Origin of the sequence: Hymenobacter sp. PAMC 26628 (genome assembly GCF_001562275.1) — a bacterium.
Lineage (GTDB): Bacteria > Bacteroidota > Bacteroidia > Cytophagales > Hymenobacteraceae > Hymenobacter.
Window position 1 is genome coordinate 895515 of record NZ_CP014304.1, and the last position, 22034, is coordinate 917548.

General features: G+C 64.7%; 24 protein-coding genes and 1 tRNA gene. 16 read left to right on the plus strand and 9 right to left on the minus strand.

Annotation, left to right across the window (positions count from 1 at the left end; genetic code table 11):
* Positions 1-29: 29 nt before the first annotated feature.
* The 6 genes from allE to AXW84_RS04265 all read left to right on the plus strand — a co-directional run bounded on the left by allE (position 30) and on the right by AXW84_RS04265 (position 5351).
* Positions 30-776, plus strand: a complete 747-nt coding sequence (gene allE, locus AXW84_RS04240) for a (S)-ureidoglycine aminohydrolase (protein ID WP_068229148.1) — start codon at positions 30-32, stop codon at positions 774-776.
* A gap of 154 nt (positions 777-930) precedes the next feature.
* Positions 931-1698, plus strand: a complete 768-nt coding sequence (locus AXW84_RS04245) for a creatininase family protein (protein ID WP_068229150.1) — start codon at positions 931-933, stop codon at positions 1696-1698.
* A gap of 189 nt (positions 1699-1887) precedes the next feature.
* Positions 1888-2394: a 2-oxo-4-hydroxy-4-carboxy-5-ureidoimidazoline decarboxylase gene (uraD, locus tag AXW84_RS04250; protein WP_068229153.1), complete on the plus strand. Its 507-nt coding sequence runs from the start codon at positions 1888-1890 to the stop codon at positions 2392-2394.
* On the plus strand, positions 2391-2729 hold the full coding sequence (gene uraH / locus AXW84_RS04255) for a hydroxyisourate hydrolase (protein WP_068229155.1): 339 nt from the start codon (positions 2391-2393) through the stop codon (positions 2727-2729). Before uraD ends, uraH begins: the two co-directional genes overlap by 4 nt.
* A 92-nt stretch (positions 2730-2821) precedes the next feature.
* The gene (locus AXW84_RS04260) at positions 2822-4255 is read left to right on the plus strand and encodes a DUF6986 family protein (RefSeq protein ID WP_068229158.1); all 1434 of its coding nucleotides are present in this window, start codon (positions 2822-2824) and stop codon (positions 4253-4255) included.
* 259 nt (positions 4256-4514) lie between these two features.
* Positions 4515-5351, plus strand: a complete 837-nt coding sequence (locus AXW84_RS04265) for a bacteriorhodopsin (RefSeq protein ID WP_068229161.1) — start codon at positions 4515-4517, stop codon at positions 5349-5351.
* Between the two features lie 151 nt (positions 5352-5502).
* Here AXW84_RS04265 and AXW84_RS04270 read toward each other — a convergent pair whose 3' ends face one another.
* Positions 5503-7791: a xanthine dehydrogenase molybdopterin binding subunit gene (locus tag AXW84_RS04270; protein ID WP_068229164.1), complete on the minus strand. Its 2289-nt coding sequence runs from the start codon at positions 7789-7791 to the stop codon at positions 5503-5505.
* Positions 7792-7896: 105 nt separating this feature from the next.
* Positions 7897-9432, minus strand: coding sequence for an FAD binding domain-containing protein (locus AXW84_RS04275; RefSeq protein WP_068229167.1), 1536 nt, complete (start codon positions 9430-9432; stop codon positions 7897-7899).
* 170 nt (positions 9433-9602) lie between these two features.
* On the opposite strand from AXW84_RS04275, the gene AXW84_RS04280 reads away from it, so the two are divergent.
* Entirely contained in the window at positions 9603-9821 is a 219-nt protein-coding gene (locus AXW84_RS04280) for a hypothetical protein (protein WP_157886807.1), read from the plus strand.
* The gene (locus AXW84_RS04285; protein ID WP_068229170.1) at positions 9811-10212 is read left to right on the plus strand and encodes a PIN domain-containing protein; all 402 of its coding nucleotides are present in this window, start codon (positions 9811-9813) and stop codon (positions 10210-10212) included. The genes AXW84_RS04280 and AXW84_RS04285 overlap by 11 nt, the downstream gene beginning before the upstream one ends.
* A gap of 17 nt (positions 10213-10229) precedes the next feature.
* Here AXW84_RS04285 and AXW84_RS04290 read toward each other — a convergent pair whose 3' ends face one another.
* On the minus strand, positions 10230-10706 hold the full coding sequence (locus AXW84_RS04290) for a nucleoside deaminase (protein WP_068229173.1): 477 nt from the start codon (positions 10704-10706) through the stop codon (positions 10230-10232).
* Between the two features lie 105 nt (positions 10707-10811).
* Positions 10812-11744: a hypothetical protein gene (locus AXW84_RS04295; protein ID WP_068229176.1), complete on the minus strand. Its 933-nt coding sequence runs from the start codon at positions 11742-11744 to the stop codon at positions 10812-10814.
* 107 nt (positions 11745-11851) lie between these two features.
* Here AXW84_RS04295 and AXW84_RS04300 point away from each other — a divergent pair, with 107 nt between their 5' ends.
* The 4 genes from AXW84_RS04300 to AXW84_RS04315 all read left to right on the plus strand — a co-directional run bounded on the left by AXW84_RS04300 (position 11852) and on the right by AXW84_RS04315 (position 15915).
* A complete protein-coding gene (locus AXW84_RS04300) occupies positions 11852-12913 on the plus strand; it encodes a glycosyltransferase family protein (RefSeq protein ID WP_068229179.1) in 1062 nt (353 codons plus the stop codon).
* A gap of 114 nt (positions 12914-13027) precedes the next feature.
* Positions 13028-14284, plus strand: a complete 1257-nt coding sequence (locus tag AXW84_RS04305) for a HEAT repeat domain-containing protein (protein ID WP_068229182.1) — start codon at positions 13028-13030, stop codon at positions 14282-14284.
* The gene (locus AXW84_RS25445) at positions 14215-15075 is read left to right on the plus strand and encodes a peptidylprolyl isomerase (protein WP_204248421.1); all 861 of its coding nucleotides are present in this window, start codon (positions 14215-14217) and stop codon (positions 15073-15075) included. Before AXW84_RS04305 ends, AXW84_RS25445 begins: the two co-directional genes overlap by 70 nt.
* A gap of 33 nt (positions 15076-15108) precedes the next feature.
* Positions 15109-15915: a mechanosensitive ion channel family protein gene (locus AXW84_RS04315; RefSeq protein ID WP_068229185.1), complete on the plus strand. Its 807-nt coding sequence runs from the start codon at positions 15109-15111 to the stop codon at positions 15913-15915.
* Between the two features lie 19 nt (positions 15916-15934).
* Here AXW84_RS04315 and AXW84_RS04320 read toward each other — a convergent pair whose 3' ends face one another.
* Both AXW84_RS04320 and AXW84_RS04325 read right to left on the minus strand, forming a co-directional pair.
* Positions 15935-16660: an energy transducer TonB gene (locus tag AXW84_RS04320; protein ID WP_068229188.1), complete on the minus strand. Its 726-nt coding sequence runs from the start codon at positions 16658-16660 to the stop codon at positions 15935-15937.
* A gap of 163 nt (positions 16661-16823) precedes the next feature.
* Positions 16824-17159 (minus strand): cupin domain-containing protein, encoded by a 336-nt coding sequence (locus tag AXW84_RS04325; protein ID WP_068229191.1) that lies wholly within the window; start codon positions 17157-17159, stop codon positions 16824-16826.
* A gap of 156 nt (positions 17160-17315) precedes the next feature.
* Here AXW84_RS04325 and AXW84_RS04330 point away from each other — a divergent pair, with 156 nt between their 5' ends.
* From AXW84_RS04330 to cysK, 3 genes are all read left to right on the plus strand, one after another.
* Complete coding sequence (locus tag AXW84_RS04330) at positions 17316-18155, plus strand: serine O-acetyltransferase (protein ID WP_068229194.1); 840 nt, start codon at positions 17316-17318, stop codon at positions 18153-18155.
* Positions 18156-18213: 58 nt separating this feature from the next.
* On the plus strand, positions 18214-18627 hold the full coding sequence (locus tag AXW84_RS04335) for a four helix bundle protein (RefSeq protein ID WP_236943243.1): 414 nt from the start codon (positions 18214-18216) through the stop codon (positions 18625-18627).
* Positions 18628-18695: 68 nt separating this feature from the next.
* Positions 18696-19619, plus strand: a complete 924-nt coding sequence (gene cysK, locus AXW84_RS04340; protein WP_068229201.1) for a cysteine synthase A — start codon at positions 18696-18698, stop codon at positions 19617-19619.
* Positions 19620-19723: 104 nt separating this feature from the next.
* On the opposite strand, the gene AXW84_RS04345 is transcribed toward cysK, so the two are convergent.
* Complete coding sequence (locus AXW84_RS04345; RefSeq protein ID WP_068229204.1) at positions 19724-20167, minus strand: hypothetical protein; 444 nt, start codon at positions 20165-20167, stop codon at positions 19724-19726.
* A gap of 143 nt (positions 20168-20310) precedes the next feature.
* Between AXW84_RS04345 and AXW84_RS04350 the strand changes: the two genes are divergently transcribed.
* Positions 20311-21525, plus strand: a complete 1215-nt coding sequence (locus tag AXW84_RS04350; RefSeq protein ID WP_068229207.1) for a DUF2252 domain-containing protein — start codon at positions 20311-20313, stop codon at positions 21523-21525.
* A gap of 56 nt (positions 21526-21581) precedes the next feature.
* Here the strand turns inward: AXW84_RS04350 and AXW84_RS04355 are convergent, their stop codons facing one another.
* Both AXW84_RS04355 and AXW84_RS04360 read right to left on the minus strand, forming a co-directional pair.
* Positions 21582-21788, minus strand: coding sequence for a heavy-metal-associated domain-containing protein (locus AXW84_RS04355; RefSeq protein WP_068229210.1), 207 nt, complete (start codon positions 21786-21788; stop codon positions 21582-21584).
* 171 nt (positions 21789-21959) lie between these two features.
* Positions 21960-22033 (minus strand) — tRNA-Ala (locus AXW84_RS04360).
* Position 22034: the final 1 nt, after the last annotated feature.

A 22034-nucleotide genomic window follows, 5' to 3' on the forward strand; every position in this document is an offset into this window, starting at 1 on the left:
ACCCAATTTTTAATTCATAAGTCAACCAAATGAAACTTGGCTCTCTCACGCGCTCCGTTGTGCGGCGCAACCACGCCCTTATCGCGCCCGATGGCCACATCAACAGCAACGTGCCCGGCTGGACGGACTGCACCGTTAACGTCATCATCAACGAGCAAATGGGGGCCCGGCTCTGCCAAACGCTCGTTACGCTGACGGCGGATGGCAAGCTGACGGGCATGACCCAGGCCTCGCAAATTTTCTTCTACGTGGTGGCGGGCCAGGTGGAAGCCGCCGCCGACAGCACCCACAAAACCCTGACGGCCGGGCAATTCGTGTACGTGCCCACTGGCCAGCCTTACCTGTTCCAAAACGCCACGCCCGGCACCCAGCTCCTGACCTTCCACAAGGTGTACGAGCCGCTCGACGGCTACCCGGCGCCCGGCGTGCTGTGGGGCGAAAAGGACGACAGCCGGGCCCCCGTCTACATGAACGACGAGGCCCTGCGCATCCAGGAGCTGCTGCCCAATGAGTTGGGGTTCGACATGGCCGTCAACATTTTCACCTACCAGCCCGGCGGCAACCTGCCGATGGTCGAAACCCACGTCATGGAGCACGGCCTGCTTTACTTGCAGGGCCAGGCCATCTACCTGCTCGACCAGCAGTGGTACCCGGTGCAGCAGGGCGACGCCATCTGGATGGCCCCCTACTGCCAGCAGTGGGCCGCTTCCATTGGCAAGGAGCCCTCGGTCTACATTTATTACAAAAACGTGAACCGGTTCCCGACGGTGGTGTAGAGGTTGGGTTGCTCGGATAGGCCGTCATGCAGCGCGCAGCGAAGCATCTTTCCCGCGTAACTAATCAGGATTACTACTGTAAAAAGATGCTTCGCTGCGCGCTGCATGACGGCCTAAAATGCCTCTCTATTGATTTAAACAGCCCCGACTACGCATGACGCCCCGCCCCTACATCCTGGCCGAAACCACCTGGCAGTACGTGAAAGACGCCGCCTATGAAGTGGTTGTGCTGCCCTGGGGAGCCACGGAAGCGCACAACTACCACCTGCCCTACGCCACCGACAACATCCAGTGCGACTACATTGCCGCCGAGGCGGCGCGCCAGGCCTGGGAGGCCGGCGCCAAGGTGGTGGTCCTGCCCACCATTCCGTTCGGCGTGAACACCGGCCAGTTGGACATCACCCTCGACATTAACTTGAATCCCAGTACGCAGCTCGCCATTCTGCGCGACGTGGTGCAGGTGCTGGCCCGCCAGGGCATTCCCAAGCTGCTGGTGCTGAACGGACACGGCGGCAACGACTTTCGCCAGCACCTGCGCGAGTTGCAGGCCGAGTTCCCAACCGTGTTCCTGTGCACCATCAACTGGTTTAAAACCGTGGACCGCAGCCAGTTTTTTACGGCCCCCGGCGACCATGCCGACGCGCTTGAAACCAGCGCCATGCTGCACATTGCGCCGGCCCTGGTGCGCCCCTTAGCGGAGGCCGGCCCGGGGCACGCCCGGCCGTTCCGCATTGAAGCCTTCCGGCAAGGCTGGGCGTGGGCCCAGCGCGACTGGAGCCAGGTAACCGCCGATACCGGCGCCGGCGACCCCGCCGAAGCTACTGCTGAAAAAGGAGCCGCAGTACTGGCGGCCACTACCCGCGCCATCGGCCAGTTTCTGATAGAATTGGCGGCGGCCGACCCGCGCGATATGTACGAATAGGCGAATTAGAAACTATTTGAGATTAATAAAAAAGGTCATGCTGAGCGCAGCCGAAGCATCTCTCCCGCAGCAGTAATTATGATTGGTAGAGCAGTAGAGATGCTTCGGCTGCGCTCAGCATGACCGCTTTATTAACTCAAACAGGAGCTTCTTAGCGGCTAATATTTTTCATGATGACGAGATTTTGCCATGACCCTCTCTGACCTCAACGCCTTGCCCATTGCCGCCCGCGCCGGGGCCCTGGCTACCTGCTGCGGGGCCCCGGCCTGGGTGGGGGCCCTGAACCAGCGGTTTCCCTTCGCCACGGCGGCGGCGCTGCTGGCCGCGGCCGATGCGGTGTGGTACGGGTTGGCCGAAGCCGACTGGCGCGAAGCCTTCGCGCACCACCCCAAAATTGGCGACGTGGGGGCCCTGAAGGAGAAATTTGCCAGCACCGCCGCCTGGGCGGCCGGTGAGCAGGGCGCCGTGCGGCGGGCGTCGGACGCTACGCTGGGGGCCCTGGCGGCGGGCAACGCGGCTTACGAAGCGAAATTTGGCTACATCTTTATTGTGTGCGCTACCGGCAAATCGGCCGATGAGATGCTGGCCCTGCTGCAAGCGCGCCTGCCCAATGCGCCGGCCGCCGAAATTCAAATTGCCACGGGCGAGCAGGCCAAAATCACGCGCCTGCGCCTTGAAAAACTACTTGCTTCATGAGCCAAATCACCACCCACATCCTCGACACCACCCGCGGTGAGCCCGCCGCTGACGTCGCCGTGGCGCTGCTCGGCCAAGACGGCAGCGACTGGCCCGAGCTGGCCCGCGGCACCACCAACGCCGACGGCCGCCTGACCGACTTGCTGCCCGCCGGCACCGTGCTGCCCCCGGGCGTGTACAAGCTAAAATTCTATACCCTGGAATACTTCACCAAGCACGGCCGGGCGTACTTCTACCCGTTGGTAGAAATCTGCTTCGCCGTGGCCGACGACGCGCACTACCACGTGCCGCTGCTGCTCAACCCCTTCGGCTACAGTACCTACCGCGGCTCCTGAGCGCGCCGTAAAACGGAGGGGTCCTCCGTTCCCGCTTGAACGACCCGTACAACGACGAACGGAGTACCACTCCGTTTTACCCTTCCTACCCCATGAAACTCAGCCTTCCCAGCACCGACCTAGCGGCCCTGCTTGACCAGCTCGGTGCGGCCAACCTGGCCTTCCAAAAAACCTACCCCGGCGACCGGCCCGACCGCCAGCCCGTGCACACCGTGTACGGCGGCGCCAACCTCTTCAAGGCCGACACCTGCGTGCGGATGGGCGAAATTGCCCTGCGTAACCTCCAGACCTACGCGCCCAACTTTGTGGAGCTGGCCCGCGTGCTGCAACTGGCTGGCCACGAGCACTTGCCGGTGCTGGAGCACGACGTGGCAACCCTCACCGCCCGGCTCGACGCGCTGCCCGCCGGGGCCCGCAAGCAGGAGCCGGCCTGGCTGGCCTACTCGGTGTACAACAAGATTGTGCACAAGCTGAAGCGCGAGCCGGTGGAGGATTTTCGGATTGACTTCGAGGACGGCTTCGGCAACCGGCCCGATGCCGAGGAGGACGAAACCGCCGTGCGCGCGGCCCGCGAAGTGGCCCTGGGCATGCAGCAGGGCACGTTGTCGCCGTTCATCGGCATCCGCATCAAGCCTTTCACCGAGGACATGAAGCACCGCGGCGTGCGCACGCTCGACATTTTCCTGACCACGCTACTGGCCGAGACCGGCGGCCGCCTGCCCGACAACTTCGTGGTGATGCTGCCTAAGGTCACCATTCCCGAGCAAATGGCCACGATGGTGCGCCTGCTAGAGCTGCTGGAAAAAGCCAACGGCCTGGCCCCCGGGGCCCTCAAAATGGAAACGATGGTGGAGGCTACCCAAATCGTGATGGACGAGGAGGGCCGCAACCCACTGCTGCGCATCGTGCGCGCCGCGGAGGGGCGCTGCATCGCGGCGCACTTTGGCACCTACGACTACACAGCCTCGGCTGGCATCACGGCCCGCTACCAAACCATGGCGCACCCCGTGTGCGACTTCGCCCACCACATGACCAAGGTGGCACTGGGCGGCACCGGCATATTCCTCTCCGACGGGGCCACCAACGTGATGCCCATAGGGCCCCACCGCGGCGATAACCTGAGTTTCGCGCAGCTGCGCGAAAACCAGGAAGCCGTGCACAGCGGCTGGCGCCAGGCCTACCACCACACCACGCACTCGCTCATCAACGGCCTTTACCAGGGCTGGGACCTCAATCCCGCCCAGCTGCCGATGCGCTACGCGGCCACCTACAACTTCTTCCTCAGCAGCTACGAAGGGGCCGTGCACCGCCTCAAAACCTTCGTGGAGCGAGCCGCCATTTCCACCCTCACCGGCGATATTTTCGACGACGCCGCCACCGGCCAGGGCCTGCTCAATTTCTTCCTCAAAGCCCTGAACTGCGGCGCCATTTCAGCGGAAGACATCGTGCCCACTGGCCTCACCATCGAGGAAATCGAAACCCGCTCGTTCTACCGCATCCTGGAAAGGCGGCGGCGGCATTTGTAATCAATTAAACTTAAAACAGTCAATTTGCTAGGGCCCCGCCGCGGTTGTGCTTCCCAATAGGGAGCGGGCCGCGGCGGGGTTCTGGCCGGTGGCACCGCCGGGCCCCAAATCGGCGAATCCAGGGTCCTGGTCCAGTAAATGAAAGAGTAATGAAGGATTTATTTTTGTTTTTTTAGCACAACATCGGTGCTAAACCGGTCGTATCGGGGGCTGATTACCTGCTTTTTCCAGCTTTTTATTTCATCTTACCCCCTCGGCCATGACGTCCGCCACTGATTTTGTCCCAACCGCCGGTGAGGTGGGCATGCTGCCCATGGTCACGTATTTCATCATGACCGTTACGGCGTATTGTTTTTTGGGAAACCTGGTGTTTAGTTTCCTCACCAATTCGAGCGTGGCCCCGGAGCACCGCATCTCGCGGTCCTACGGCGGCGTTATCTCGGCCGTGGCGGGGGTGTCGTACCTGCTCATCACCCGCTTCTACCACGGGATGCTGTTCGACCTCAGCCAAATTAGCTCGGCCGAGGGCCGCGAGGCGCTCCTCCGGCACAGCTACATCGCCATCGGGCAGTACCGCTACATGGACTGGGCCGTGACCACGCCGCTGCTGCTGCTCAAGGCCTCCTCGATGCTGCGCATCAGCTTCAAGGAAGCCGCGGGGGCCATTACGCTGATGCTGGTGGCCGACTTTTTAATGGTGCTGACGGGCTACATCGGCGAGCAGCAAATCACGGCGACTGGCGACATTATCACCAGCGGCGTGCTGTTCTGGGGGGCTGTTTCCACGGTGTTTTATGTCATCGCCGTGGTCGTGCTCTACCGGCTCTACAAGCAGTTTGCCAGCCAGGGCAGCGACACCGAGCGCTGGGGCTTCAGGTTCATTGGCTACACCACCGTGACCACCTGGGGCGTGTATCCGGTAGGTTACCTGCTGACGCTCACCCACATCGACTTCAACTACCTTCACATCGCCTTCAGCGTCTTCGACGTGTTCAATAAAGTTGGCATCTCGGTGGTGGCCTACTTGGTGGGCAAGCGCCTGCTCGACGAGCGCCTGGACGCGAAGAAAGTGCTCGACGGGTATGCCGTGGCCTAGCGGAGAGGGGCCCCGGCGCGGCCTTACCGGTAGCGCTGGGCCCCTTTTCAGTAGCAGCTGCGCTCCGTGAAATGCCAGTGCGGGTCGGGAGGAATTGCCCAGGCGGCAATTCTTCCCGACCCGCACTGGCGTGGTGGGCAACGCGGTGCCCTTAGCGGCCGGCTACTACCCCGGCTGGGTGCGCCACAAACGCCGGGTAGAGTCCGCCGAGCACCCGCTCAGGCGTCATGGGGGCCACCAGCGGCGGGGCCCCGGCGGGGCAGAAGGCGCGCACCGCGGCGCGCAGGGCGAAGTAGGCCCCGATGCCGTACATGAGCGGCGGCTCGCCCACAGCTTTGGCGCGCAGGATGGCGTTGGGGTGGCCGGGCGTGTCGAGGAAATGCACATCGAGCACGGCGGGCACCGAATACAGGTCGGGTATTTTGTAGCTGTTCAGCGAATTGCTGAGCAGGCGGCCTTCGTCGTTGTAGCTTACTTCTTCCAGCGTCATCCAGCCGATGCCCTGCACGACGCCACCTTCTACCTGGCCGCGGTCGATGGCCGGGCTGAAGCTTTGGCCAAAATCGTGTGCAATCTGCACGCTGTCAATGGTGTAGGTGCCGCGCAGGCAGTCCACAGTGGCGGTGGTGAGGGCCGTGCCGTAGACGTGGTAGGCAAAGGGGTGGCCCTGCTCCACACTGGCGTCGAAGTGCACGCCGGGCGTGGCGTAGTGGGCGTTTTCGGTGAGGGCCACGCGCCGCACGAAGGCGCTGCTTACCAGCTTTTCCCAAGTAGTTTCGGTCGGAATGCCGGCGGCCAGCACCTGCTCGTTTTCGATTTGGATACCTTCATACTCCACCGAAAATTCGGTGCTGGCGTGGCGCAGCAGCCGTTCGCGCAGCGCCAGGCAGGCCAGCTCGGTGGCCTTGCCGTTGAGGTCGGCGGTGGCGCTGGCGGCGCTGGGCGAGGTGTTAGCCACGCGGGTAGTGTTGGTGGTTTCGATTTTGATGCGGTTAATCGAAATGCCCAGCGTGCGGGCCGCCACCTGCGCAATTTTGGTGTTCACGCCCTGTCCCATCTCCACGGCGCCGGTGCTGATGCCCACCGAGCCGTCGGTGTAAATGTGCACCAGGGCCCGGGTCTGGTTCATGAACGTCTTGGTGAACGAGATGCCGAAGCAAATGGGCATCACCGCCAAGCCTTTTTTGAACAACTGGTTGTCGTGGTTGAACTTCGCAACTGCGGTCCGCTGGCCGGCCAGGTCAAACTGCGCGGCGGCCGTGTCCCAGGCCTGCTCGGCGTGGCACATTTCGGCCGGCTGTCGATAAGGGAACTGGTCGCCCTCGCGCAGCAAATTGTGCCGTTGAATTTCACTCGGCAGCACACCCAGTTCCTCGGCCGCTTTGGTGATGGCCGCCTCGATGACGAACATGCCCTGGGGCCCCCCAAAGCCTCGAAAGGCTGTGTTGGGCGGCAAGTTGGTGCGGCACGAGTAGGCCGTGGCCGTTGCGTTGGGGATGAAATAGGCGTTGGTGGTATGGAAGAGCGTGCGCTCCAGCACGGCCGGCGAAAGGTCGGCCGCCGCGCCGGCGTTTTGGTAGTACGTGACCTCGTAGGCCATGATTTTCAGCTCCTGGCTTAGCCCAATTTTGAAATCGGACGAGTAGGGGTGGCGCTTGCCGGTCATGCGCATGTCGGCCATGCGGTCGAGCACCAGCTTTACGGGCTTGCGGGTGAGAAAGGCCCCCAGCGCGGCCAGGCAGCCCCAGGGCGTGGCCTGGTCCTCCTTGCCGCCGAATCCTCCCCCGAGGCGCGTCACGTCCACTTCCACTTGGTGCATGCCCACGCCCAGCACCACGGCGGCGTGCCGCTGCACAGCCGTGGGGCCCTGGGTCGAGGAAATGATTTTGACTCCGCCCAGCTCGGTCGGGAAGGCGTAGGCGCCCTGCGTTTCGATGTACAAATGCTCCTGCCCGCCCGTTTCGGCCACGCCCGCAAATACGTGGGCGCAACCCGCAAACGCACCGGCCGAATCGCCAATGCGGAAAGTGCGCGGCGGCACAATCAGCTCGCCCTGCGCGGCGGCCCGGCGCGGGTCGATGGTGATGGCCAGCGGCTCAATATCTGCCTGAATGAGCTTGAGCGCCGCGTGGGCCTGGCGCTCGGTGCGGGCCAACACCAGCGCCACCGGCTGCCCCCGGAAGTGCACGTGGCCCTCGGCCAGCAGCGGCTCGTCGGGCACAATGCCGCCGATTTGGTTGCGGCCGGGCACATCAGCCGCCGTGAGGATGCGCACCACGCCGGGGGCCCTGCGCGCGGCGCCCAGGTCGAGGCCGCGCAGCACGCCGTGCGCCAGCGGCGACTCGTACACGGCCGCGAACAGCGTGCCCTGCTGCTCGGGCACATCGTCGAGGTACTGCGATTCGCCGCGCACGTGGCGCTGGGGGTCGAGGTGGTTCATGGTTCGTAAAACGCAGTGGTACTTCGTTTCCGCAAGTGCCGAGCAAAATAACAGGATGGTTTTGCGTCCTAGTGACGCAAACGATTAACGGAATACCACTGCGTTTTACAGCAATTCGGCCACTGCCAGTTCCGGGGCGAACCGAAGGAAATGCGCGAACAGCAACTGCCGTAGCAGCAGCCGCTTGTACTGCGTCGTGCCGCGCACGTCCGAGATGGGGCTGATTTCTTCCTGCATCACTTCGTTGGCGCCGCCCACCGTATCGGCCGACAGCTCGCGGCCGATTAAGTAGCTGCTCGTGCGGGCCAGCAGCAGCGGCACGGGCCCCACGCCACCCGCCGAAAGGCGGGCGGCCACCAACACACCATTTTCGACGCGCAGCCAAGCGGCCGTGTTCACGCTGGCAATGTCGAGGTGCGTGCGCTTGGATACCTTCTCAAAGTTGAACAAATCACCAGGTAGCGGGACCGGGAAGCTGATTTCGGTCACCTGCTCGTCGGCGGTTTTGGCTAGCTTTTTATAGCCTAAGTATAGATCGGCCAGCGGCAGCGTGCGCACGGCCCCGGCCGCGTTGGTCAGCACGACGTCGGCGCCCAACGCCAGAAACAAGATGGTTAGGTCGCCAATGGGCGAGGCGTTGACGAAGTTGCCGGCCACGGTGCCCATGTTGCGGATGGGCGTGCTCGACACCAGCTTGAGGTACTCGGGCAGGCGTGGCAGCAAGCTGCACAGCAGCTCCGATGCCAGCAATTGGCCGGCCGTGGTCGCGGCCCCCAGCACCACGCGGCCCGCCCCGGCCTCGTGCCGAATGCCGCGCCGGCCACTTTGGTCGAAGAGCAGGCGCACGGGCTGCTCGCGCAGCTCATCGAGGCGCTGCACCAGCAAGTCGGTGCCGCCGCTCAGGAGCGGGTGCGCGAAAGGATGGGTGGGGTGGCCGTTTTGACCCTGTGCGTGGCCATTGGGCGAAGTGGAAACGGGGTAGCCCGCGCCGCTGGGGGCCCCAGCCGCACCGCTGGGTGTAGTAGCGGTGGGCACTGCAGCCGCGGCCGATTCGGCGCGCAGGGCCCCCAGCTGGGCCGGCATTTCCTGGAAGTAGGTAGGCACAAACTGCCTGTCGCTCAGCCACTGCAAGCCGTCGGCGGCGGGGCGCGCGGCCAGCGCGGCGGCGAGGGCCCCGGCGGCGCGTTCCAAGGACTTGTAGCCCGTGCAGCGGCAGATGTTGCCGTCGATGGCGGCCCGGGTGCTCTGCTCGGTAACCGGCTTCTCGCCGAGGCTGTGGCCCGTCAGCGACATCACAAAGCCCACCGTGCAGAAGCCGCACTGGGCCCCGCTGTGGTCCACAATGGCCTGCTGCACCGGCGTCAGCTGGCCACTGGCCTGGTTGATGCCCTCTACCGTGACGACGTGCTTGCCGTGCACGTTGCCCAGCGGCGTGAGGCAGCTCGTCATGCTCTGGTAGGCAATGCGTTGGCCATTAGGGCCCAGCTCGCCCACCAGCACGGTGCAGGCGCCACAGTCGCCCTCGCGGCAGCCAATTTTGGTGCCCATCAGGTGCTCGTGGTAGCGCACGAAGTCGAGCAGGGCGCTGGCCGCGGGCTCGGCCGTGTGCACGGGCTGGTCGTTGAGGTAGAAGCTGATCATGGCGCGGCAGTGCACTGCCCAAACCGGGCAAAGGGATAGGTAATTTAGGACCAAAAATAGGATTTATCAATTCCGAATTCTTACCCAGCATTATTGCATTTCTTCAACATGCTGTAAACTTGCCGTATTCCTACCGCGTTGCTCTCATTCATCAACCTTATTTCGAACCCATGAGCTTCGTTCCCAATCCCATCCAGCAGATGCGCGCGCAGGGCCGTGGCTCATTGCGTCCTGAGGATATTAAAGACTATGGTGTAAAGCGCTTCTTAGATGAGCAGGAAGCACGTGGGCCTTTGCAATTGCCGGTGATTCATTTTACGGAGGAAGAGAACCGCGTGATGGACGAGTTGTTAGCTGCCGAAAAAGCAGCGGCTCCCCATGGTGCTTGATACAAATCTGGTAATCGGATACATCCGGAGGGGACAGTCGCTACCAACCCGTGCCATCATCTCCGTGATAGTAGCAGCCGAATTAGAAGCCTTCGCACTAAAAGCCGACTGGGGCTACCAAAAGGTGTACGTGATGCGCACAATCTTTGAGCGGTTTCCTCCAATAAGCATTTCAGAAGAACTAATACCCACGTATGCCTTTCTGGATGCGTATAGTCAAGGCAAACTAAAGGAAACGCCGTTGTTGCCTGGTGTATCGGCCCGCAACATGGGCAAGAATGATTTGTGGCTAGCTGCTACTGCTCTTTATTTTGACGAAGAATTGCATACAGCTGACAATGATTTTGACCACCTGCATGGTGCTGGTGTGCTGGTAGTCAAATCAGTTTAGCTAGCCCAGCATGAGGGCTAGTACTGCGTGCGGCTGGCGTGGGCTTCCCAGGCGCGGAAGCTGGCCAGGGCCTCGGTGCGCAGCAGCGGCTGCATCGGGATGCTGCGCTCGGCGAGGGGCTTCTCGATTTCGTCGTAGATGAAGTGGTCATCGAAGCCCACGGCGGCGGCATCGGCCTTGGTACTGCCGAAAAACACCCGCGCCGGCCGCGCCCAGTAGATGGCGCCCAGGCACATGGGGCACGGCTCGCAGCTGGTGTAGAGGTCGCAGCCGTCGAGCTGAAACGTGCCCAGCACCTGGCACGCCTTGCGGATGGCGTCGACTTCGGCGTGGCAGGTAGGGTCGTGGGTGGTGGTGACCTGGTTGAAGCCGCGGGCAATAATTTGCCCATCCTTCACCACCACGGCCCCAAACGGCCCGCCGAAACCGGCTTGCATTTTCTCGATGGAGAGGCGAATGGCTTCGCGCATGAATTCGGGGTTGGGAGCTTCCATAAAGCGGGAATCAGATTAAAACGCGGCGGGGCAGAAAGGTAAAAATAAGGAGGCCCGGCGCTAAGACAAGCGCCGGGCCCCGGTTTATTGTTCCGCTGGGCGCGTTTAGCGCCGGCTGGCCGCCGTGGGAATGCGGAGTTGGAAGCCCAGCGAAGGCACCACCGTAAGGCCACTGAGCGAGGTACTGGCCCCGTTCAGCAAGGCGTAGTCGCCGTAGTTCTGGTAGAAGAGCGACACGGCCGGGATGACGTAGAAGTAGCGGTAGCCGAGCTTGAGGTTGACGAAGCCGCCGAACGACGAAAAGTTGCGGCTGGTGGTGGGCAGGGCGCTGACAATTTGGTTGTTGGAACCGTAGATTTTGCTCGGCGCGAAGCCGTAGCTAACCCAGCTGTGGGCGTACACCACGCCGTAGCTGATGGCCCCAATCTCTTCTTCGGGCCCGAACGACTGGCTGAAAATAACCGGGATGAGCAGGTCGTTGCGGCTGGCGCGCAGGTTCAGCAAGGAGTTGATGTCGGACAGGAACGGCAGCGAGGGCAGCTTGGCCCGCTGGGTGGCAAACTGCAGCCCGATGCTGGCGTAGGTGGTGCCGCTGGCGGCCCCGCGCCCAGGGTTTTCGACTGAGCCCACGGGCCCCAAAAACTGGTACTGCGCGTCGAACACGTGCGAGCCAAAGGCGTATTTGTAGCCCGCGTCGAGGCGCGGCACGATGCCGTAGCGGATGCTGATGTCGGCGGTGGGCTGCACCGGGTCGAGGATGTAGGCCAGGGCGGCGGCCTGCAGCTGGGTCGTGGCGTCGGTGTAGTCCACGCGGCTTTGGCTGGCGGCCTGGCTGGCGGCATCCTTCAGGGTCGAGGTGGCCTTGGACAGCGGGGCGGAGGCGATGTTAAAGCCCTGGTTGTAAGCCACCCGGAACTCGCCCTGGGGCGTGACCTTGCCCGTGGCCACAATGGCGCGCGGGGCCGAGCACGAAGCGGCCAGCAAGCCGGCCAGGGCCCCAAAAAGCAGGCGGGAGGGGAGAAGTAATCGCGTTTTCATACAGCAAAAAAAGGGGGTTGGGAACCGCAAAACGAAAACCGGGCCGAAATTGGGGCCCCGGGGCCCCGTGCGCATCTTTGCGGCCCCTTCCGCCAGAAAAAATCTTTATGAACATTCTCTACGGCGTGCCCGGCGAGGGCCTGGGCCACGCCACCCGCAGCAAAGTTGTGATTGGCCACTTGCTGGCCCAGGGCCACGACGTGCGGGCCGTAAGCAGCAGCCGCGCCTTCCATGTGCTCGACGCCGCGTTTCCCGGGCGAGTGCTCGAAATTCGGGGCTTCCACCTGGCCTACAAAGGGCTGGCCGTGAGCAAGTCGCGCACATCGGCCCTGATCCTGCGCACGGCCCCGGTAAGCTTGCAGCGCAACTTTCGCCAGTACCAGCAACTGCTGCACGACTTTCGGCCCGACGTGGTGGTGTCCGACTTCGAGTCGTTCAGCTACTTCTACGCCAAGGCCCACGGCCTGCCGGTGGTCAGCATCGACAACATGCAGATTATCAGCCGTACCCGGCTCGACGTGGCCGTGCCGCCCCAGGAGCGCGGCAACTACCAGCTGGCCAAAAATATTGTGCGGCTGAAAGTGCCCCGGAGCCGGCACTACTTCGTGGCCACGTTTTTCACGCCGCCGGTCAGCAAGGCGCGCACCACGCTGGTGCCGCCCATTATTCGGCCCGAAATACTGGCCGCCCGGCCCAGCCAGGGGCCCCACATTTTGGTGTACCAGTCGGCCACCACGCAGCACGATTTGGTGGCCCTGCTTCAGCAATTGCCCGAGCAGGAGTTCCGCGTGTACGGCTTCAACAAGGAGGAAAGCCACGGCAACGTGCAGCTCAAGGCATTTAGTGAGGCCGGGTTCATCGCCGATTTGGCCAGCAGCCGCGCCATCATCACCAACGGTGGCTTTTCGCTGATTTCGGAGGCCGTGTTCCTGCACAAGCCCATTTGCGCGGTGCCCATCCCGGCGCAGTTCGAGCAGTGGCTGAACGCCGCCGAGGTAGAGAAGCTGGGTTACGGCCGGCACTTTGCCGCCATCACGGCGGACAACATCCGGGCCTTTGTGGGTGGGCTGCCGGGCTTCGCGGGGGCCCTGGCCAGCTACGCGCAGGACGGCAATGCCGTGCTGTTTGCCAACCTCGACGCCTGCCTGGCCGGGCTGGCCGCCGAGTAAGTTGTTTGTCTTTAGTTGTCAGTTGCTCGTTTTCAGTTGTTAGTAAGCAGCGCATAAATCAACTGACAACCAGCAACTAACAACCGCCAACTGTCTTTTAAAACCTTGTTTCGCATGACGTTACTCCTTTCGCGCCGCTGGGGCCTGATGCCCGCCGTGCTGCTCCTGGCCGCCTGCGCCCGCACCCCGCGGCCCAGCGCCGGGCCCCCGGCGCCCAACAAATACGCCGATGCCGCCCTGCGCGAAATTGGCACGGCCCAGGACGAGCGCAACGCCGCCGCGCTGCTCCCGTTCCTGAAAAATGCCAGCCCCGCTTACCGCCGCGAGGCCGCCCTGGCCCTGGCCTCGGTGCAGGACCGCACCGCCGTACCCGCCCTGCTGCCCGCCCTGCGCGACGCCGACCCTAGTGTGCGCCGCGCCGCCGCCTATGCCCTGGGCCAAACCGGCGACAGCCTGGCCGTGGACAGCCTGCGCGTGCGCGTGCTGCAAGAGCCCGACCCGCTGGTACGCCGCTACGCCCACGAGGCCCTGGGCCGCTGCGTGACGCAGCGCTCGCTGCCCGAGCTGTGGCGCGTGCCCGTGCTGACCGACACGGCCCGCGCCGGGGCCCAGGCCTGGGGCTTGGCGCGGGCCGCGTTGCGCGGCCTAAGCTCGCCCGAGGCCATCCGGCGCACGGTGCTGCTGCTCAACGATTTTAAGCTAAATGATGAGCCCCGCCTGGCCGCGGCCACGGCCCTGGCCCGCACCCCACGGGTCCTCGACGCGGACCTGGCCCGGCTAGGCGGCAGCCCGTTGCTGCGCCTGCTGGCGCAAGACCGCTACTACGCTGTGCGCGCTGCTGCCGCCACCGCGCTGGGCCGGCTGGCCCGCCCGCCGGCGGCCGGCCCCGGGGCGCCTGTTGCGGCCGCTTCCGCTGCGCTGCCCGCCGCCGCCGGGGCCCTGCGCCGCGCCGCCGCCCGCGACGCCGACTACCGGGTGCGCGTGGTGGCGCTGCGCGGCCTGCCCTACGGCCCCGCCGAGTACGGCGCCAGCCGGGCCACGGTGTTTGGGGCCCTGGGCAACCGGCGCGAGCCGGTGGCCCTTACAGCGGCCGAGTGGCTGCTGGCCCACGCCCGGGGCGAAACCGGCGACGCCCTGGCCGCCGAAGCCACCCGGCACGATGCTTGGCGGGTGCGGGCCACGCTGCTGGCCGCGGCCCTGAAGGTAGCCAGCCCCGCCAGCCGTCCCAGCATCGCGGGCACCGTGGAGAAGCGCTACGGCGCCGCTACTTCGGTGTACGAAAAGGCTATTTGCTGCAAGCCTTGGGCGAAAATGCGGGCAGCTTCGACTTCTTGCAGCGCGAAGCCTTTGCCGCGGGGCAGTCGCCGGTAGTGGGCGGCTACGCGCTGGGGGCCCTGGTAGCCGCCCGTCGGCAGGCCGATTTCCCGGCTGGCCGCCAAGCCGATTTTGCCGGGGCCCTGCGTCAGGCCCTGGCGGGCGGCGACGTGGCCCAGCTCGGCACCGCCGCTGAGGCCCTGGCCGACCCCCAGCTGGTACCAACCGTTGCGCCCGCCGACCTAGCGGCCCTGCGCCAAGCCCAAGCCAAGCTGCAGCTGCCGCGCGACATTGAGGCCTGGCAGGGCTTGCAGCAGGCCCTCGACAAGCTCACCCATGCCCCACAACCCACGCCGAGCCCCGTGGGCCAAGCCCGCCAGCACCCCATCGACTGGGGCCTAGTGCAAGGCATTCCGACCAACCAACGCGTAAAAATCAGCACCACCCAGGGCGACATCGTACTGGAGCTGAAGGTGAATGATGCCCCCGGCTCGGTGGCCAACTTCGTGGCGCTGGTGCGGCGGCACTTCTACGACGGGTTGTATTTCCACCGCGTGGTGCCCGATTTTGTGGCTCAGGGCGGCGACCCGCGCGGCGATGGCTCGGGCAGCACCGACTACACGCTACGCTCGGAATTTGGCGACCTGCGCTACCAGGAGGGCAGCGTGGGCCTGGCCTCGGCCGGCAAAGACACCGAGAGCTGCCAGTGGTTCATCACCCACACGCCCACCCCGCACCTCGACGGCCGCTACACCATTTTTGCCCAGGTAGTGAGCGGGATGACCGTGGTGCACCACCTCGAAATCGGGGATAAAATCGTGGCTGTGGAGCTGGTGGCCAACCCGTAAGAGCGCATCGTTTTACTTTGAGCAAGGTTGCTTATGCTGTTGGTTAACAATCCTTTCACTGCCGAACGGCTGGCGGGCTACGCTACGCAGTTGGTGTCGCTGGTGGTGCTGTACCTGCCCCGGCTGGCCGTGGCCGTGCTGGTGCTGGTAGTGGGCTGGTGGGTGATTGGCTGGGCCAGCCGCCTGGTAGCCGTGGCCACCGAGCGGCTCGACATATCGCTGCGCTCGTTCCTCACCAGCCTGTTCAGCATTGTCCTCAAAGTGCTGCTGCTCATCAGCGTAGCGGGCATGGTGGGGCTGCAAACGACGTCGTTCGTGGCCATATTGGGGGCGGCGGGCCTGGCCGTGGGCCTGGCGTTGCAGGGCACGCTGGCCAACTTTGCGGGCGGGGTGCTCATCCTCGTGTTCAAGCCGTTTGTGGTGGGCGACGCCATCGAGGCCCAAGGTAAAAGTGGCGTGGTGCAAGCCATCCAAATCTTCAACACGCTGCTGCTCACGCCCCACGGCGACACGGTGATTCTACCCAACGGCGCGACCTCTAACGGCGTGATTGTTAACAAATCCTCCGAAAAGCACGCGCTGGTGGAAATTCAGGTGGACGTGGACGCGGGCACCGACGTGGCCGCCCTGCGCGCCCGGGCCCTGCCCCTCCTGCAAGCCGACCCCCAGGTGCTGGCCGACCCCGCCCCGACGGTGGACGTGGTGGCCCTCAAGGCCGACACCACCACGGTGGCGTTTCGCGCCCACACCCTGCCCGGGCAGGAAGGCACCGCCTTCAACCGCCTCATCGAGCAGCTGCAACCCGTCATCTACCCGCCCCAGAAGCCGGCTGCCGCGTAGGGCCCCGGCCGGCCGCCGGCTACGGCCGGAAGGTGAGGGGCACCACGAAGCGCACCGCCACGGGCTGGCCATTGCGGCGGCCGGGGGCCCAGCGGGGCAGGCTGCCTACGGCCCGCAGGGCCTCGGCGTCGCAGGCCGGGGCAAGGCTTTTGAGGACCACGGGCCGCACCACGGCCCCAGTAGAGTCGACCACGAACTGCACGAATACCTGGCCCGCGGGGCGCGGCTGGGTTTTATCGGTGGGGGTGGGGTAGTGCGCGTGCGTGGCCAGGTAGTGCAGCAGGGCCACTTGGCCGCCGGGGAACGCCGGCATCTGTTCCACCAGCTGCGGCACGCCGCCGTCGGGGGTGGGGGGCCGGGGCACGAAGGTGAGGGTGGGCTTGGGCGTGCCGTTTTCGTGCCAATACTCCCAGGGGCCCGTCCGTTTGCCATTGGCGTACCGGCCGGCGGCCTCCGGCTGGCCCGAGCGGTAGTAGAACGTGGCGGGCCCGTCGCGCACCACCGGGGGGCCGGGGCGGCCCACGGCCTCAAACTGCCGCTCGCCGGTGAGGTAGTAGGTTTGGATGCGGCAGCGGCCCGAGTCGAGTGGGGTCACCCAGCCGAAAAATACGGCGTTGGACCGGCTGACGTGGTGCCAGCCAGCGTCGAAGAACGTGGTGTCGCGCCGGGTTGGCGGGGCCTGCGCCAGGGCCCCACCGGGGGGCGCGGTACTTAGCGCCAGGGCAAGTAAGAGGTAGATTTTCACAGAGTAACGCGGGGTAAACGCGGGGTGTGGAACATCCGGTAAAGAACAAATTGGCCACGTGTAGCGCGCGTGAACGCCGGACCAAACGCAACGCGGCCCCGGGGCCCCTGGCGCGGCTGCCAGGGCCCCCGGGGCCGCGTTCATTTAAGCAGAATTGCTGCGGTTACTTCCCGCCGTGCATTTGCGAGGGCGGCGAGGTAGCCTCTACGGCCGAGAAGCTTTCGAGTATTTTGTAGGTGTGCTCGGCGCCTTGGGGCACCACCCACGAGTTGCCCTGTTCCAGGATTACCACTTGGCCGGCCAGGTGCAGCTCAGCCTTGCCGCTGAGCACGTAGCCCACGGTTTCGTAGGCGGCAGCGCTGGGGGCCTTGGGCTCGCCGGGTTGCTCGTTTTCCCACAGGCGCATGGACACGTGCTTGCCGGAAGCCAGGAATTTTTCGCCCTCGGGGCCCTTGGGCGAGTGGCGCGAATCGACTTTGGTGATGGTGGTATCGGACATTTTCGGGAAATTGAAAAAGGGAGAAAAAAGCTACGGGTAGCGAGTAGGCTAACGGCCGGCGCCGGGCAGCGGTTGCCCGGCTGGCCGCAAACCTTCCGCAGCCGGCGGGGTTAAGTCGGTTGGCCTTGCCTGTTTATATTTTTCCCCTTGCTTGTCGTGACCACCCCTTCCGCTGGTTTTGCTACCCACCTTGCCCAGGCCCACGCGGCCGTGCCCGACGCCCTGCCCGGGGCCGCGTTCTGCGCCCTGGCCGACAACCTGCTGGCCCTGCTCTTCCCCGAGCGCGCCGAGCGCCCCCTGACCAGCGCCGACGCCGTGGCCGCCGAGCTGCACCGCTTCCGGGCCGAGCTGGGGGCCCTGCTGGCCGCTGTGCCGGGGCTGCCCGCGCCGGCCGCCACGCTGGCCGCCGAGTTCACAGTCCAGCTGCCGCTGCTGCGCGAGGCCCTGCTGCGCGACGCGGCCGCCATCCTCGCCAGCGACCCCGCCGCCCAGGACCGCGCCGAGGTCATCAGCACCTACCCCGGCTTTTATGCCACGGCCATCCACCGGCTGGCCCACGCCCTGCACCAGCGCGGCGTGCCGCGCCTGCCGCGCCTGTTGGCTGAGCACGCCCACCAACGCACGGGCGTCGACATCCACCCCGGGGCCCGCATCGGCCCGGCGTTCTGCATCGACCACGGCACGGGCATCGTCATCGGCGAAACGGCCGTAATTGGGGCCAACGTGCAGATTTACCAGGGCGTCACGCTCGGGGCCCTCAGCGTCACGAAAGGCTTGCAGGGCCACAAGCGCCACCCCACCATCGAGGACCAAGTGGTAATTTACGCCGGCGCCACCATCCTGGGCGGCAGCACGGTGGTGGGCACGCGCAGCATCATCGGCGGCAACGTGTGGCTCACCGAAAGCGTACCCTCGCACTCGCGCGTCTACCACCGCGCCCAAATCCACATTTCCCGCACCGAAGACCCGGCCAACGAACTGATGTTTTCGATTTAATGGTTTGTGGTTGAATTGTTTAATTGCTGCATGGTTTAATTGTTAAACTAACTGCCCCTTGGAACCTTCGTTGCTGCCACCAGATAATATGGGTACTGAGCCTAGATACCTGAAGTTGGGGGACATCGAAGCATATCGCATCAGTTTTGCATTGAGCAATGTGGTTTGGCGACAGGTTGCGAGTTGTGAACAGCTGGCCCAGCGCACGGTGGGCAAACAGTTCGTGCGGGCCACGGACAGCATTTCGGCCAATATTGCCGAGGGCTTCGGCCGGTTTAGCAAAAAGGACAAGGTGCGCTTTTACCGCATCGCACGCGGCTCATTATTTGAGGCCCTGGATTGGAACGAGAAGGCAAAAGTGCGGGGCCTCGTTACACCGGCGCAATACATGCAGGTGTACACAGAATTGCAACGACTGCCCAAGGCTATTAATTCGCCCATAAAATTCACGAACGAGCGCCTGAAAATTTAACGTAGCCACAAGAAATGCCGCTGCCCGGCCAACAATTTACCCCCCCAACAATCGAACAATCAAACCGAATGAAAGTCAATAACATCCTCGAAGCCATTGGCCACACGCCGCTGCTGCGCCTCAACAAGCTGTTTGCCGCCACCCGCCCCGACGTGGAGGTGTGGGTGAAGCTGGAGCGCAGCAACCCCGGCGGCTCCATCAAGGACCGCATCGCGCTGGCCATGATCGAGCAGGCCGAAAAGGACGGCATCCTCACCCCCGACAGCCTCATTGTGGAGCCCACCTCCGGCAACACCGGCGTGGGCCTGGCCCTGGTGGCGGCCGTGAAGGGCTACAAAATCACGCTCGTGATGCCCGAGAGCATGAGCATCGAGCGCCGCCGCCTCATGGCCGCCTACGGCGCCGGCCTGGAACTGACGCCCCGCGAAAAAGGTATGAAGGGCGCCATCGAGAAGGCCCACGAAATCGTGGCCGCCACGCCCGGCGCCTGGATGCCCATGCAGTTCAACAACCCCGCCAACGTGCGCATCCACGCCGAAACCACGGCCCAGGAAATTCTGCGCGACATGCCCGAGGGCTTCGATTTTCACATCACCGGCGTGGGCACCGGCGGCCATATCACGGGCATCACGGAGGCCCTCAAGCCGTTGTTCCCGAACATGAAAACCTTCGCCGTCGAGCCCGAGGCGTCGCCCGTCATCAGCGGTGGGGCCCCGGGGCCCCACCCCATCCAAGGCATCGGCGCGGGCTTCATTCCCGAAAACCTGCACACCGCCATCCTGGATGGGGTTATCCAGATCACGCAGGCCGAATCCTACGAGATGACGCGCCGCGCCGCTCGCGAAGAAGGCCTGTTCTGCGGCATCTCGTCGGGCGCTAGCTTAGCCGCCGTGGCTAAAAAGCTGCCCGATGTGCCCCGGGGCGGCCGCATCCTCACCTTCTGCTACGACACCGGCGAGCGGTACCTCTCGGTCGACGGCCTGTTTGTGTAGGGGCCCCAGCGGTAGTTTGCCTATGCCAAAAAATAAAAAAGCCCCGCCGAAGCGGGGCTTTTTTAGTGGTTCTTGGGGCAGTACCGCAAGAGGAGGGGGCGTGCTTACTCGGCCGCCATTTTAGCGCCGCGGGTGGTGTACTTGGCAAATTGCTCGGGCGTGAGAATGCCTTTGAGGGCCGTTTTAAAGTCGGTGGCGTTGGCCTGAAGCGCCGTGTTTTTGGCCTTGTTGGAGTCGGGGCCGGTTTGGATGGCGTCAATTTTCTGGGCCCGCACGAGGGCGGCTGCTTTCACCTTGGCGACGGTGGCCGCGTCCAGCCCCAGCTGCTTGCCAATCTGCTGGCTCATGCGTTCGGCCCGCTGCTCGGGGGCGGCGGCTTGGTAGGAGGTAGCCATTTTGGTTTTGGCCGCAGTGGTGGCCGTGCCGGCTGCCGCCGCGGCCTGGGTGGCCTGAGCCGGCACGGTGGGCAGGGCTGGAGCGGCGGGCAGCTGCTGGGCGTGGCCCAGCACAGGGCCCACCAGCAGGAGGGCAAAAAGAAGAAAGCGCATGGTGAAATAGAAAAACCTTGCTTACCCAAGGATGGAAAATGCTATTCAAACGTAGCTATCCTTCAATGAAGCTTCAGTGAGTCTATCTTCACGTGGTTACTAAGCGCGGCTGGTAGCTTGCAATTCATTTTCCTTGCCGTGCCATGCCCGAATCCGTTGCCGAATTCATCCACCGCCACGATGCCGGGCGTGTACCCGAGCTGCTGGCCCTGCGCTACCACCGGATGCAGGCCGATGCGCTGGCCTTCTTCCGCGGCAGCGCCCCGCTTTACTACGCCCGGTTCCAAGCCGAGCCGCTGCTAAAAGCCAGCCCCGTGGCTTGGCTGTGCGGCGATGCCCACGTGGAAAACTTCGGCAGCTTCCGGGGCGATAACCGGCTGGTGTATTTCGACGTCAACGATTTCGACGAGGCCGTGCTGGGTCCCGTGGGCTGGGACGTGGGCCGCCTGGCCGTAAGCGTGCTGCTGGCCGCCGCCCGCTTCGGCCTGCCCCCGGCCGAGCGCCAGGCCCTGGCCCAGGACCTGCTGGCCGCCTACGCCGCGGCCCTGGCTACAGGCAAGCCCTACCAGCTGGAGCGGGCCACGGCCCGCGGCGTGGTGCGGCAGTTGCTGAAGGCCGTCGCGCAGCGCCGGCAGCGGGCGCTACTGGCGGGCCGTGCCCGCCGGCGCGGCGGCTGGCACCTGCTGCCCGCCCATGCCCCCAACCTACGGCCCCTGCCCCCGGCCGAGCACCAAGCTGTACTGCAAGGGCTGGAGGCGTGGCGGCAGGCGCAAGCCCACCCGCCCTGCGGCCCGCTGCTCGACGTGGCCGGGCGCATTGCGGGGGTGGGCAGCCTCGGGGTGCGGCGCTACGCCGTGCTAGCCGCGTCGCTGCGCCCCGGCAAGCTGCCCCGGCTCCTGGACTTGAAGGCGGCCCCCGCCGCGGCGCCGGCGGTGTATTGCCCCGTGCCCCAGCCCACGTGGGCCACGGAAGCGGAGCGCGTAGTCACTGCCCAAACGTGGCTGCAAGCCGTGCCCCCGGCCCTCCTCCAGCCGTTGGTGCTGGCCGAGCAGCCGTACGTGCTGCGGGAATTGCAGCCCGTGGCCGACAAGCTGGACTTTACCAACTTCACCCGCGGGGCCTCCGCTTTTCGAAACGCCGTGCCCACGTTTGGGCGCTTGCTGGCCTGGGCCCACCTGAGGGCCGCTGCCCATCAGGGCGCCGCGGGCCCCGACGAGCTAATGGCCTTTGGCCAGGCGGCTGCCGACTGGCTGCCCGGCCTGTTGCACTTCGCCACGGGAGCCAAGGCAGCGGTGCGCGAAGACTTTCACAGCTTCCGCCTCGCCTGCCGGGCCGGGCAACTGCCCGCCGCCCCCTAAAAAGCAAAAGCGCACCGAAGCACGCTTTTAAAGAAATTAAACGGAAAAGAGCCGGCTTAAACGGCTTGCGCCTCGAAGCCGGCTTCCTTCACCAGCGCCGCCACCTGCGGGGCCCCCAGCGTGGTGTGCACGGTGAGGAGTTTATCTGGCCCCGCTGTGTCAACCTGCCAGCTTTGGATGGCGGGCTCGCCGTTGAGGGCGGGGGTGATGGCGCGCACGCAGTTGGCGCAGTTGATGGTAGTTTTGAATTGGAGAGTAGCCATAAGGGAAGTAAGTAGGAAAGGAACCGCAACGGGCGGCCCAGTGCGTAACAAGCAAGCGGGCGTTTCTGTGCTGGGGCCCCGGTGCAGGATTGTGCCCCCAGGCAATGCAATTCGGCTAGGCCATAAAAACAGAAAAGCCCGGTACGCAAGCGAACCGGGCTTTTGAGAAAGTGGAGAATATCGGAGTCGAACCGATGACCTCTTGCATGCCATGCAAGCGCTCTAGCCAACTGAGCTAATCCCCCG